The following is a 13,012-nucleotide window of genomic DNA, read 5'->3' as shown; positions in this document are numbered from 1 at the left end:
CGGGTCCCGAACGCACTTCCGCGCCGGGGAGATCGCCGCCCGGCGCGGAAGCTCGCAGGTTCGACGCGTGACCGCTGAGGCGATCAGCTCGCCACGTGCAGCAGACCCCTGCGCTCCTGCTCGCCGAGTCCACCCCACACGCCGTAGGGCTCGTGCGCCTTCAGTGCGTGCTCGCGGCACTGAGCGATGACGGGGCAGCGCCTGCAGATCGCCTTGGCCTGGCGTTCGCGCTGCGCGCGCCGGTTGCCGCGCTCGTTCTCCGGGTGGAAGAACCGGCTCGTCCTCAGGTCCCGGCAAGCGGCGCGGAGCTGCCAGTGCCAGGAGTCGGTGTTGGGTCGGGGAAGCCGTTCCGTGGCGGTCATGCGCACCCCCTGGCTCGCTCGGGTTGATCATCCGGTCGATCAACGGGATACCCGGGCGGGGTGCGGTTCACACGAAATCGGGACGGATTTCTCCCGCTGCGTCAACCGGGGAGCGGCTCACCGGCGTCGGAGATCGGGACGTCCCACCGCATCAGCACGCGGGTGCCGTCCTCGCCGGAGGTCACCACGGCTTCGTCGGCCAGGCGGTGGATGAGCAGGAGACCGCGCCGCCGTTCCGTGGCGTTCTCCTCGGGAGTGCGCCACGAGCCCTGGTCGGTGACCGTCACCTGCACGCCCGCGCCCTGCAACGCTGCCTCGACGTCCAGAAGTCCGTGCATGCCGTCGTAGGCGTGCTCCACCGCGTTGGCCATCGCCTCGTAGCTGGCCAGCGCCAGCGAATCGGCGACCCTGTCGCTGAGTCCGGCGGAACGCGCCCACTGCTCGAGCTCGTCGCGCAGCACCGGGAGGAGATCGGCCGAGGCCGGTACACGGTGGCGGTGCAGGCTCGCGGGGACCTCGTGGTCCGCGTCCGGCCCGCCGGAGTGACCGGGTGCCATACGTGCTTCCTAACCGATGGGCTTCAAACCGCGCGTCAACACCTAGGTTCGCCGTTGGAGCCCGTTCACAAACCTGGCGCGCTGGCGAGAGCGCCGTCCCGGTCCGCGAAGACGTCGAATTCCTGGTCCAGACCCATGAGCTGGATCGGGCGTAGCGTGGCCGGGTTGGCGGCCACGACCCGGAAGCTCATCTCCGCGGCCTCGGCGTTGCGGTGCGCGCGCATCAGCACCGCCAGCCCCGCCGAGGACAGGAACGTCACGTCCGTGATGTCGGCGACGAGGACGTCCGGCTTCTCGGTGAGCGCCTGGTCCAGAGCGGATTCGAAGTGCGGTGAGTTGACGAGTTCGATCTCTCCGGTCGCGGTGACGAAGAGTGCGCGGCCCGACCACTCTTTCACCGTGTTGAACGGCGTCGGGTGTTCGTTGATGTCGGAAGCCATCACTCCATGATGGCCCCCGCGTCGTTTCCTGGCAAAGCACGCGCCTGGGCGTGGCGGTTAGGGTGAGGTCATGCATCCTTCTGCGGAGTGTTCCGCCGAGGAGCGTTTGCGACGCATCGAACTGGTGACGGACACCTCGCTCGCGCATCTCGACGTCCACGACCTGCTGGGCGAGGTTCTAGCTCGGGTCAGGGACGTCCTGGGCACCGACATCGCAGCCGTGCTGATGCTCGATCCGGGCGAGGAGGAGCTGATCGCCACCGGATCTGTCGGCATCGAGGACGAGGTCCAGCGCGGTCTCCGCGTCCCGGTCAGCGGCGGCTTCGCCAGCGCCGTGCTGGGTGCTGACGGCGCTGTGGTGTTCGACCGGGACGACGAGGCCGTCAGCGGCTTCGCGCAGCGGAAGGGGATTCGCTCCCTGGCAGGCGCTCCCATGGTCTCCGGTGGGGAAGCGGTGGGGATCCTCTGCGTGGGCGCGTTCGACGATCGCCGCTTCGGCGAGGACGACGCGGAGCTGCTGCGCGTCGCCGCCGACCGGATGGCCTCGGTCTCGCAGGTGGGTTCCTCGCGCGCCGAGCGGATCGCCGCCACGGTCTTGCAGCACAGCCTGCTGCCGAGTCGGTTACCGGAGGTCGAGGGCGTTTCGATCGATAGTCGCTACCTCGCAGGTGCCGACCACGGCATCGGCGGTGACTGGTACGACGTGTTCGAGCTGCCTTCCGGGCGGGTGGGCGTCGTGATGGGCGATGTCGTCGGACGCGGCCTGCTGGCGGCCGTGGTGATGGGGCGGTTGCGCAGCGCCCTGCGCGCCTACGCCCTCGACGACGACGATCCCGCTCGGGTGCTGCACAAGCTCGACCGCAAGGTCACCCACTTCGAGCCCGACGCCATGGCCTCCGTGGCCTACGGGATCTACGACCCGGAGAACGCCAGGCTGGAGATCTCGCTCGCCGGTCACCTGCCTCCGGTGCTGGCCGCGCCGACAGCCAGCGGCGAGTTGACCAAGGTGCCGGTCGACCCGCCCGTCGGCGTGGAGGTCTCCTCGCGGGAACGTCGCTGCACCACCCTCGACCTGCCCGAGGGATCGGTCCTGTGCCTGTTCACCGACGGGCTCGTCGAGCGGCGCGACCAACCGATCGACACCGGCCTGGACGCGCTGTGCGAGGCGATCGAGCGCGCGCCGGCCCGCTCGGTCTGCACCTCCGTGATGGAACAGCTCATCACCTCGGCCTCGCCCGGTGACGACGTCACCCTCCTCGTGCTCAGCAGGTGCGGCTGAGCACGGGTTCCTAGCTGCCCAGCGCCACTTCTTCGTTGAGCTCCTGCTGGTTCTCGTAGGTGCGATCCGGAACGATGCGCACGGCCAGCAGCACTTCGCTGTCGGCACCCCGTTCCTCGGCGAGGTGGACGAGTTCCTGCTTGCTCACCGGGTAGGGCACCTCCCGGAGGAACGGCTGCACGTGGTCGGGATCTGGTGGTTGGGTCATCACCGATCACCTCTTCGACATGTCGGGGGCTTCACGCCGGTTTCCCCGGACGGGGCGGGCTCAATCACCCACGAGGGCGGAAACCTGGTTCGTCGCGTGCTGGGCCTCGGGCAGCGACTGCAGCATCCAGCCGTGGAACATCCCGGGGTACTCCTCGTAGTCGATGTCGGCGCCGGTTTCCCGAATCCGCTCGCGCAGCCGTCGCGAGTCGGCCAGCAGCACGTCGCGGGTGCCGGTGAACACGCTGATCGGCGCCACACCTCTCAGCTCGCCGAACAGCGGGCTGACCCGGGGGTCGCGCAGGTCGATCCCGGGCGCGTAGAGGCGCGCGGCCTCGCGCAGGCCGGGCGCGCTCAGGAACGGGTCCTGCGACTCCCGCTCCGCGATGGCGGGGTGCGACGTCGTGAGGTCGAGCCAGGGCGCGAACAGCACCAGCCGCCTCGGCTGCGGCCGACCCAGGCCCGCGAGCCGTTGCGCCAGGAAGAGCGTCAGCCCGCCCCCGGCCGAATCACCCATGATGATCTGGTCCTGAGGCGGTAGCTCGCCGAGGACCTGCTGGTAGGTATGCCAGACCACCGCCAGCGTGTCCTCGTAGGTGTGCGCCGGTGCCAGCGGGTAGATCGGGACCGCGACCACCGACCCGGTCGCGTCGATGAGCCGGGCCAGGAACCTCCAGTGCGCGTGCTCGACCTGGTGCACGTAGGCGCCGCCGTGCAGGTACAGGATGTGCTGGGAGTTCTCCGGTTCGTGCGGGTGCAGGGTGAAGCAGCGGTGCCCGAGCACGTCTGACTCTTCGACGTGGAAACGCCGGTAGATCCAGCCCGGCACCTGAACGCCCTCGGCCTCGTGGCTCTCCGCGCTCGCGCGCAACTTCGCGGGATCGGCGAAGATCCGCTTGCGCCGCGTGATCCAGTACTGCGCGATCACCAACCGCGCCTGCCAGCTCACCACGCCGGGAACCTCCTCTCGTGGGCACCCGCCCATCACTCCGCGGGTGCCCACGAGGACTGCGGTTCACACCTCGCGCGGGACGATCGAAGTCCACTTGAGACGGAACGTTCCACGGGGGAGAACGGTCGGCACCGCACCGGCGCGGCGCCGACCGGTTCCGGGTCAGCCCGGCACGTCGTAGGACGGCGGCGCGTCCTGCGGCGAGCTCCCCCACGCGGGGTCGGGCTGGTCGCTCAGGGTGAAGTCGAGTACGCCGCCCGCCGCGACGAAGTCCTCACCCACCCACGGCTTGGTGCTGTCGGTGCCGTCGACCTGGAGGGCCCGGACGTACTTGGCGCTCTCCGAGGCGTCCGGGGCGTTGATGGCGATGGTCGTGCCGTTGCCGCGATAGATGGTCACCGAGGAGAAGATCGGGCTGGCCAGCACCAGCTCCGAGCGTCCCGGAGCCTGCGGGTACATGCCGATCGAAGCCCACACCGACCAGGACGACATCTGCCCGAGGTCGTCGTTGCCGACCTCACCGTCCGGTGTGGACTTGAACAACGAGGTCAGCGCCCGCCGGACCACGTCCTGGGTCTTGTCCGGTCTGCCCGCGTAGGCGTAGGCCCACGGCGTGTTCAGCGACGGCTCGTTGCCCAGGTAGGCGTAGGGCTGGTCCGGGCCGCCGTTGAGCTCGGTGAAGAACTCGTCCAGCCGGGCGGTCGCGGCCTCGTTGCCGCCCATCAGGTCGAACAGCGCCCGGTGGTTGAACGGGACCATCCAGGTGTACTGGGCGCCGTTGCCCTCGGTGTACTCCTCGGTCTGCACCGGGTCGAACGTCGGCCAGGAGCCGTCGGCGTTGCGCGGCTGGAGGTAGGAGTTGGCCGGGTTGAACAGGTTCTTGAAGTTCTGCGCCCGGTTCAGGAACTCGTCGTGCACGGCGGTGTCGCCGAGGCGCGCGGCGAACTGCGCTATCGCGAAGTCGGCGCTGTTGTACTCCAGCGAGGTCGCCGCCGAACCCCACACGTCCTGCACGCCCGGCGGGACGTAGCCCAGCGAGTCGTACTCCTCGTGGCCCGGTCGTTCGTCGGTGTTGGTGGCCCCTTCTCGCATCTCGCGCAGCGCCGCCTCGGTGTCGAAATCGGTGGCGCCGAAGGCATGAGCGCTGGCGACCATGATCGGCAGCGGATCGCCGACCATCACCCCGGTGCCCCCGTTGGCCACCGTCCAGCGGTCGAAGTAACCGCCCTGCGCGGACTGGTTGACCGCGGACTGCGCGATGTCGGAGGCGACGTCGGGTGCGATCAACGCCACCAGCGGCAGCTGCGATCGGTAGACGTCCCAGCCGGAGTAGTTGGCGTACTGGGCATGGCCCTCGGCGGCGGTGTGCACCTGGCCGTCGAACCCGGTGTACTGCCCGTTGACGTCGCTGAAGACGTTGGGGTGCAGCAGGGAGTGGTAGAGGCCGGTGTAGAACCGCCGCCGGTCCTCGTCGCTGCCGCCGCCCACGTCGATGCGTCCGAGCACGTCGTTCCACGACGCACGGGATCCGTCCCGGATCTCGTCGAAACCCCTTGCGCCCTGCTCTGATTCGGCGTTGGCCCTGGCGTTCTCCTCGCTGACGAAGGAGATCCCGACGCGCGCCACCACCGCAGGCGCAGCGGTGTCGAACTTGACCAGCGCCTGCCCGCCGTTGACCTCGTGGGAGGCGAAGTCGCGGTCGAAGGTCGCGTGGAAGTAGACGCGGTAGGAGTTGTCGGCGCCGCAGAATCCTCCGCTGTCGCTGTGGCCGCTGAGGGTGTTGGTCCCGACGGTCACCGAACCGCTCGCGTCGTTGAACGCCTTCCCGGCGTCCACTGACAGGGCGGCCTGCTGGCCCTGCGGATAGGTGAACCGTGCGAGCCCGGAGCGCTGCGTGGCCGTCAGCTCCGTGCGCAACCCGTTGTCGAAGGTGACGTCGTAGGAACCGGGCGAGGCCGACTCGTTGTCGTGCGAGAACGAGTAGTCGCTCACCGGTGCGTCACCGAGCACGGGCATGAACGGGATGTTGCCGAAGTCCCCGCAGCCGGCACCGGAGAGGTGGGTGAGGCTGAACCCGCGTATGCGGTTGTCGTCGTAGGAGTAGCCGCCGTGCTGGTAGGTGGCGGTGTCCGGGCTGAACTGCATCATCCCGAACGGCGCCACCGCGCCGGGGAAGGTGTTGCCCGCCCCTCCGCCGTGTCCGAAGTCCGGGCCACCGGGTTTGGTGCCGACGAACGGGTTGACGTGTTGCGCCGGATCGTCGACCTTCGGTGCCGCGTCGGCGCGGGGAGTGGCGGCGGAGGGGATGGCCAGCGCTGTCGCGGCCGCGATGGCCAGTGCGGCGAGCCGTCTGGGGGCGGTGGAGCGTCGAACCGTCTTGACGTCGTGCAGGCGTCGCAATGGAGACCTCCCGATTGACAACGTTGTCTAGACCAGGATCTCTCAACGTAGCGAGGGGGCTGAGACCCCGCAATATCGGGCGAAAATGACAACCGGACATGCCCGGGTGAATCCGTTCCCCGTGAATGCGGGTCGGGCCGAGGCGCTTTGCGGAAGATCTGTGCGGTGATCGAAAGACGAATGTAACCGAAATCGGGTTCTGCCGTTCATCTTCACCTGAGGAGGAAGTCATTCCGGATAGGTGATCATCGGTGCGAACCGTGCTGGTACTGTCCCGGCCAAGCGCGGATGATCATCGAACGGGCAGCGGGTGCACGGTTGCTCACTTCGGTCGGAGTTGCCCAATGTCGTGGGCTCCCAGCGGGGCTGGTGCTCCGCACATTCCGCGTCAAGGCTTCCCGGGGGGCCGGGGCCTGTCTCGCCTGAGCACAACCGAAGGAGCGCGGTCGACGTGAAGTTAACCAAGAGCAGAACGCGCGAGCCGGACAGGACGAGCCTCCGGCGCAGGATCAGGAACATTCTGGTCACCATCGTCGTGCTGTTCTTCGTGGTCGTGCTCGCCGGCTTCGCACCGGCCTTCATCGACGGGCTCATCGTGCGCACCGTCGCCTCCACCGTGCAGGACACCTCGATCCCGGCGGTGCGGACCTTCACCGCCGTGCAGTCCGAACGCCAGCTCGTCGCCCGCGCCTTCGCAGGCGATGCCGCTCCCGAAGCCCTCGGCAAGCGCTACGCCGCCACCGACCAGACCATCGGTGAGCTGTCGGGCAGGTTGACCGAGCTGTCCGGCAACTCCGCGACGCCCCCGGACCTCAAGGTCAAGATCGACAGGGTCAACACCCTGATCGGCGAGGTCTCGGGCTCCCGGCCCACGTTCCCCTTGGACCCGGGGCGCAAGACCGCGACCCTCCAGCACTACAACGAGGTCCTGGACGCCGGTGCCGACCTGTTCGACGGTCAGGCCCGCGCGGTCGAGGACGCCCCGGCAGGGCACGCCGGGGTCACCGCGACCGAGATCTTCCGCTCGGGCGACCAGATGGCGCGGACCTCGGTGCTGGCCGACCGCGGCGTGGAAGCCCGGATGCTGCCGGACGAGCAGGTCGAGTTCGCGATGCTCGTCGGTTCCTACCGCGACGAGCTCGAAGAGCAGATCCCGCACTCGGCGCCGCAGGTCCAGCAGCGCTACGAGGAGCTGACCCGCTCCCCGAGCTGGGCGCAGCTGCAGGCCGTCGAGCAGCAGCTGATCACGCGCGGTCAGGCGCAGGGCGTGACCACGCAGCAGTGGCACCAGATCAGCGACGAGGTCGGCGGGCAGATCACCGAGCTCGCCGTGGCCCAGGCCCGCTACGGCTCGGACCTCGGCATGGCCAACGGCAGTGCCGCTCTGCTGCGAACCACGCTGTTCGCCGGCCTGGTGCTGATCGCCACCGCCGGTGCCGCTCTGCTGATGTGGTGGTTCGCCGGGCGCCAGCTCGTCGCTCTCGTGCCGCAACGACTGGTCGAGCTGCGCGACGCCGTCCGCAAGGTCGCCGACGAGGACGTTCCCGAGCTCTTCCGGAAGGTGGAGCGGGGAGAAGAGGTCGACGTCTCCGCGCCGCTGCGCTCGCTGGACTTCGGCAAGGACGAGATCGGCGACGTGGCCGACGCTTTCGCCGACGCGTACCAGGTCGCGGTGCAGGAGCGGATCAAGCAGAAGCAGACGGGCGATGCGTTCACCCGCGTCGTGGTCGGCATGGCCGCCCGGGTGCAGCAGATCGTGCAGAACGCCATGCAGATCGTCGACACCGAGGAGCGCGAAGCCGGCGAGGCCGCACCCCGGTACCGCGCGCTGCTGGTCCTCGACAGCCTCCTGCTGCGCGCCCGCCGGCTCGCGGAGAACCTGCGGCTGCTCTCCGGCAACCGCCTCGCCCGGTACCACCGCGGTCCGACGTCGATGGAGGTCATCCTCGAATCGGCGCGAGCCGAGATCGAGCACTACGGCCGGATCCACACCCGCCAGCCGGGTGCGGTGGCCGTCGACGGTCAGGCCGCTCCGTACCTGATCCGCGTGCTCGCGGAGCTGATGGACAACGCCGCCAACTACAGCTCCCCGCAGGGCAAGGCCCGGGTCTGGACCGAGGAGCTCGGCGGATCACTCGTGGTGGTCATCGAGGACCGCGGGCTGGGCATGCCTGCGGACCGGCTCGGCGAGGCGAACGAGATCCTGAGCACCGACAGCGACTTCGCGCTCGGCAACGTGCAGCGCCACATGCAGCTCGGTCTCCCGGTGGTCGCCAGGATCACCCAGCAGTGGAGCATCCAGGTCAGGCTGACAGCGGGCGAGTCCGGCGGAATCCGCGCGGAGGTGACCATCCCCGCCGACCTGGTGCGCGAAGCGGAGGTCGGAAAGCCCGCTCCCGCACCGATTTCGAGTGCCCGGGGAACGCTGTCGGGTGGCACGGCGCTGCTCGCCGACCCGGTGGAGACCCGGGCGCCGGCCCGCCCGGAACCGAGGAGGCCGCGGGCCGAACCGGCCGAGCAGCAGCCGTTGGAGACCTCTCCCGTCGGGCTCCCGGTGCGGCGCAAGGGTGCTTCGGCGGTCGGCCGAGCGCTCGACGAGGAGAAGAAGGCGCAGGGTGCCGGTGCTGCCGATGAGGACGCCGGGACCCGGCGCAACGCGGGCGGTGGCGGAGCCATGGGCTTCGTCTCCGGACGCCAGAACCACGGTAGCGGCACAGGTGAGGGGTGAACACAGTGAGCGATAGCCGGGACGACTTGAGCTGGGTGCTGACGGATTTCGCGCAGCGCGTCGCCGACGTGGACTGCGTCGTGTTGTGGTCCTCGGACGGTTTCCCCAGGGGTGCCTCCGAAGGCGTGTCGAAGGACCAGGCGGAAGATCTCGCCGCGATGTCCGCCTCGGCGTTCAGCTCGTCCAAGAGGGTCAACGTGATCGGCGGGGGCGGTGAGCTGAGCAAGACGGTCATCGAGGGCACCGACCGGTTCGTGATCCTGGCGCTGGCCGCCGAGCGCTCCGGGATCACCGTGGTGGTCAACACCACCGCGGACCCGCTGATCGTCAACGTCGAGCTCGACCGGCTGCTGGCTCAGGTCGGGGAGCACCTCGTGACCGAGGGGCGCGGCGGCTCCGGCACGCTGACCGGGACGAGGCCGTAACCGATGTCGGACCAGCAGAACGCCCACGCGGAAGACCCGGGAGCGGGTGTCCGGCCGTTCGTCGTCGCCGGCGCCCCGGAGAAATCCGACCTGGACCTGGACCTGGCGACCCAGGTGGTCGCGAACCCCGGCGGCGGGGGATACCGAGACCTGTCGATGAGCGACAGCGCCGCGCTGGAGCTGGCGAAGAACCCCGTGGCCATAGCCGAAGTGGCCGGAAGCCTGGGGACGCCGGTACTGACCGCACGCGCCCTCGTGGGTGCGCTGCTCCGCCGGGGCGTCCTCAGCCTCGACGGCGAGAGCGCACCGGACGAGACCGTTTCCGATGCAACACTGGAATACCTACAGGGGGTTCTGGACAGTGTTAAACAGCTTTGAGCGGCCGCCGGTCAAGCTCGTCATCGCCGGTGGTTACGGTTGCGGCAAAACGACGCTGATCAAGAGCGTGGCTGATCCGGACCGGTACGTGCGGCTGACCGACGAGCCGATCACGGACGCCAGCGCCACCGTGGACGCCCTCACCGGTGTGCCGGAGAAGACGACCACGACCGTCAGCATCGACTTCGGCCGCATCAACCTGAGCAACGGCACTCCGCTGTTCCTGTTCGGAATGCCCGGCCAGTCCCGCTTCTGGTCGGTGTGGGACGACCACACCCACGGCGCGTTCGGCGCCGTGGTCGTGGCCGACACGCGCCGCCTCGACGACTGCTTCTCCAGCCTGGACTTCTACGAGGACCGCAACATCCCCTACGTCGTCGCGGTCAACGAGTTCGACGGCACGAGGCGCTACGAGGCCGAGGACATCGCCAACGCCCTGCAGATCGACACCGCGAAGGTGCCGGTGGTGAACTTCGACGCGCGGGAGCGGGGCGACGTCAAGGACGTGCTGGCGAGGCTGCTGGAGCACGTCATGACGCTGATGGCCACTCAGCAGGCGGTCGGCGCAGGTCAGTGAGCCGGTTGCCCTGGCGGGCCGGCGACGCCGCATCGGCCGGGCGGTTCCGGCCCCGCCGGTGCTCCTGCTTGAGCGCCCGGACGTAGCTCGGCACGTCGACGTGGAGATCGTCCTCCGGGCGGTGCGCGTCGTAACGCCCCGTGGTCCGGGCGAGGTGGTCGCGCACCTCGGCGTTCATCTCGCCCTGCGCCGGGAGGTGCGCCTCGCCGGTGACCAGGTCGCCGATCCACTCCGCCTGCAGCTCGGCGAGACGGGTCAAAGCGCCCACCGGGCGCAGGAACCCGGCCAGGTAGAGCCCGTTGTGGCCAGGCGGCACGACCCGCTGGTACAGCGAGAGCCTGCCGTCCTGGTCGAAGGCGATGTCGTCGGGCAGCGGCAGTGACATGTCGTAGCCGGTGCACAGGACGACGGCGTCGAGCTCCTCCTCGCTGCCGTCGCTGAACGCGATGCCCTCCGCGGTGAACTCCCGGATGCCCGGCCGGACCGTGATCTCACCGTGCGAGAGCCGGCTCAGCAGTTCGTCGGAGATGGTGATGGGGGCTTCCATCACCCGGTGGTCGGGTTCCGGCAGGCCGTAGTCGGTGATCCGCCCGCGCGAGAGGTGCAGCAGCACCTCGATGAGCTTGCGCTGCACCTTGAAGGGGAGGAACGACCACCAGCGGCTCGCGGAGATCTCGTCGATCGGCATCCCCATCAGGGTTTTCGGCACCACGTGCGCGCCGCGCCGGACCGACAGGACGGTGCGGGACGCCACGCGGGAGAGCTCGGTGGCGATGTCGCAGGCCGAGTTCCCGAATCCCACCACCGCGACCGCCTTGTCGCGGAACGGCTCCGGGTCCGCGTAATCGACGGAGTGGAGCTGCCTGCCGCCGAACAGCTCCGACCCGGTGAAGGCCGGCTCGGGAAGTCGTGGCACGGAGTGATATCCCGAGGCCAGGACGACGTTCCGGAAGTGCCGCGTCTGCTGGGATTCCCGTCCGTCACCGCTGGTGACCAACCAGCCGCCGCCGGGCGCGGGTTCCACTCGGTGGACGTGGGTGCCGAACTCGATGTGCCCGGTCAGGTTGTGCTCGTCGGCGAAGCGCCGCAGGTAGGAGGCGACCTGGTCGTGCCGCGGGTACCGCGGGAAGCCCTCGGGGAAGGGGAATCCCGTGAACCCGGTGACCTTGCTGGACGTGTTGAGGTGCAGGGAGCCGTAGGCCGGATGTGCGTCCCGCGAGCTGGACTGGCCGAAGTTCCACACCCCGCCCACGTCGCTGTCGCGTTCCAGGGCGACGAACTCGACGCCACGCCGCTTGAGCGAGCGCATCATCGCGAGTCCGGATATTCCTGCCCCGATCACGCACACATCACGGTGATCAACCTGGTCAGATGTGGCTTTTCCATGACTGTCCACAGTGCCCATCGAGCCCTCTCCGCGTGCAGACCATTCCCAATTCGTCGGAAGGATGAGATCGTGTAGACGTTGCTGACAGGCGCCGTGCCGCGATCAAGCGTAACCGCGATGCGGAAGGTCGGGGTAGTGCAAAGTTCAAGAGCGGTAGCGTCGTCCGTTCGCCGGTGGGGTGTGTTCCCCGCGCAAGGCGTCTCATTCACACAGTTCCTGACCAGCCAGTACCGAACCGCCGCCGAGCATCTCGGGTTCTCCCGTTCCGAAGTGGAGACCCTCGTCACAGAACTCAGCGTTGCCTTGAGTCCGTGGGGTGATCACCCGATCGGCTCTTGCCCTGAGGTTCCCTCTTTTGTTTCAGCGGACGGTTTTCCGGCCGAGATGTCCATCAGCTGGCGGGCGGGTCGTCCGGAGCTCCGCGTCCTGTTCGAATCCCTCGATGACGAGCCCACTCCGGCCGGCTGCCAGCGGGCTGGCCGCGCCCTCTCCGATCGGCTGGACGGCCGGAAGGGCGTGGACCTGCACCGCTACCGCTGCGTGGAAGACCTCTTCATCAGCGACGATCCGCTCGTGAACCGTCCCACCATCTGGCATTCGCTCGCGTGGCGGCCAGGAGAATCCGTTCGGTACAAGGCCTATTTCAATCCGCAGGTGGAAACCGTCGATCAATCGGGAGTCGTGGAGAGGTCGACTGAGGCGATGGAACGTCTCGGGCTCGGCGCTCCGTGGTCCTCGGTTCGAATGTGGATGCCGGAATTGATGGACCGGGGAATTGATGTCGAATTCGTCGCGCTCGACTTGATGGATTCGAATCGTGCGCGCGTCAAGGTCTACTTCCGCATCAGCAGTCGCGCTTGGGAGGACGTGAACGTGGTCGCCTCCCTGGCGAGCGGGCACGATTCCGATCGGGCCGAGCGCGTGTGGCGGTCGCTCTATCACGGACAGGACAAGGCGGAAGGGGAGGAGCCCTTGGTCTGCCTGGCTTTTCGGCAAGGATCGAGCGGACCGGAGGAGGCCAACCTGTACTTCCGATTACCGGCCAACGTGCAGTCCGATGAGGACGCCGCCGGGCGGATCTCCGGCCTCATGCGGCAGGAGGGCGTCGACCCGGGGCCCTACCGATCCCTGATCAACGCCCTCGCGCCGAGGGAGGCGGCCAGGATGACAGGGCTGCAGGACCTCGTCGCGTACCGCACCACGACTCCGGGTGAACCGGCGGATCTGGGTGTGTACCTGCGGTTCTCGGTCTACGACCGGCCAGCGGAGGCCTGAGGCGTGACGCGGGGGAGGGGGCCGACGCCGCCTCCCCCGCGTTCT

13 protein-coding genes are annotated in these 13,012 nt (G+C 68.8%); 6 read left to right on the top strand and 7 right to left on the bottom strand.

Translation table 11 applies throughout. The annotated features are described in order from the left end of the window. Positions 1-83: 83 nt before the first annotated feature. From ACYVF3_RS25625 to ACYVF3_RS25615, 3 genes are all read right to left on the bottom strand, one after another. The gene (locus tag ACYVF3_RS25625) at positions 84-362 is read right to left on the bottom strand and encodes a WhiB family transcriptional regulator (RefSeq protein ID WP_461156797.1); all 279 of its coding nucleotides are present in this window, start codon (positions 360-362) and stop codon (positions 84-86) included. A 101-nt stretch (positions 363-463) separates the two neighbouring features. Then, positions 464-919, bottom strand: coding sequence for an ATP-binding protein (locus ACYVF3_RS25620; RefSeq protein ID WP_461156796.1), 456 nt, complete (start codon positions 917-919; stop codon positions 464-466). A 65-nt stretch (positions 920-984) separates the two neighbouring features. Further along, entirely contained in the window at positions 985-1,359 is a 375-nt protein-coding gene (locus tag ACYVF3_RS25615) for an STAS domain-containing protein (RefSeq protein ID WP_461156795.1), read from the bottom strand. A gap of 106 nt (positions 1,360-1,465) precedes the next feature. Here ACYVF3_RS25615 and ACYVF3_RS25610 point away from each other — a divergent pair, with 106 nt between their 5' ends. After that, complete coding sequence (locus ACYVF3_RS25610; protein WP_461156794.1) at positions 1,466-2,638, top strand: PP2C family protein-serine/threonine phosphatase; 1,173 nt, start codon at positions 1,466-1,468, stop codon at positions 2,636-2,638. 10 nt (positions 2,639-2,648) lie between these two features. Here ACYVF3_RS25610 and ACYVF3_RS25605 read toward each other — a convergent pair whose 3' ends face one another. From ACYVF3_RS25605 to ACYVF3_RS25595, 3 genes are all read right to left on the bottom strand, one after another. Then, the gene (locus ACYVF3_RS25605) at positions 2,649-2,846 is read right to left on the bottom strand and encodes a DUF2795 domain-containing protein (RefSeq protein ID WP_461156793.1); all 198 of its coding nucleotides are present in this window, start codon (positions 2,844-2,846) and stop codon (positions 2,649-2,651) included. A 60-nt stretch (positions 2,847-2,906) separates the two neighbouring features. Next, entirely contained in the window at positions 2,907-3,797 is an 891-nt protein-coding gene (locus tag ACYVF3_RS25600) for an alpha/beta hydrolase (protein WP_461156792.1), read from the bottom strand. A gap of 162 nt (positions 3,798-3,959) precedes the next feature. Further along, a complete protein-coding gene (locus ACYVF3_RS25595; protein WP_461156791.1) occupies positions 3,960-6,197 on the bottom strand; it encodes a GH92 family glycosyl hydrolase in 2,238 nt (745 codons plus the stop codon). 451 nt (positions 6,198-6,648) lie between these two features. On the opposite strand from ACYVF3_RS25595, the gene ACYVF3_RS25590 reads away from it, so the two are divergent. Genes ACYVF3_RS25590 through ACYVF3_RS25575 form a run of 4 tightly spaced genes read left to right on the top strand, consistent with a single transcriptional unit; the run spans position 6,649 to position 10,305 of the window. After that, entirely contained in the window at positions 6,649-8,925 is a 2,277-nt protein-coding gene (locus ACYVF3_RS25590) for an ATP-binding protein (protein ID WP_461156790.1), read from the top strand. A gap of 5 nt (positions 8,926-8,930) precedes the next feature. Then, positions 8,931-9,350 carry a roadblock/LC7 domain-containing protein gene (locus ACYVF3_RS25585; RefSeq protein WP_461156789.1) on the top strand — a complete coding sequence of 140 codons (420 nt, stop codon included), beginning with the start codon at positions 8,931-8,933 and terminating at the stop codon, positions 9,348-9,350. Positions 9,351-9,353: 3 nt separating this feature from the next. Beyond that, positions 9,354-9,728 carry a DUF742 domain-containing protein gene (locus tag ACYVF3_RS25580; protein WP_461156788.1) on the top strand — a complete coding sequence of 125 codons (375 nt, stop codon included), beginning with the start codon at positions 9,354-9,356 and terminating at the stop codon, positions 9,726-9,728. Then, positions 9,712-10,305, top strand: coding sequence for a GTP-binding protein (locus tag ACYVF3_RS25575; protein ID WP_246110222.1), 594 nt, complete (start codon positions 9,712-9,714; stop codon positions 10,303-10,305). Before ACYVF3_RS25580 ends, ACYVF3_RS25575 begins: the two co-directional genes overlap by 17 nt. Here the strand turns inward: ACYVF3_RS25575 and ACYVF3_RS25570 are convergent. Continuing rightward, entirely contained in the window at positions 10,259-11,647 is a 1,389-nt protein-coding gene (locus tag ACYVF3_RS25570) for a flavin-containing monooxygenase (protein WP_461156787.1), read from the bottom strand. The two genes, ACYVF3_RS25575 and ACYVF3_RS25570, sit on opposite strands and share 47 nt — an antisense overlap. Before the next feature lie 225 nt (positions 11,648-11,872). Here ACYVF3_RS25570 and ACYVF3_RS25565 point away from each other — a divergent pair, with 225 nt between their 5' ends. Then, entirely contained in the window at positions 11,873-12,967 is a 1,095-nt protein-coding gene (locus tag ACYVF3_RS25565) for a tryptophan dimethylallyltransferase family protein (protein WP_461156786.1), read from the top strand. The last annotated feature ends 45 nt before the right edge of the window (positions 12,968-13,012 follow it).

The sequence above is a fragment of the Saccharopolyspora tripterygii genome (genome assembly GCF_054778355.1).
This window is presented reverse-complemented; position numbering and strand designations above follow the sequence as displayed.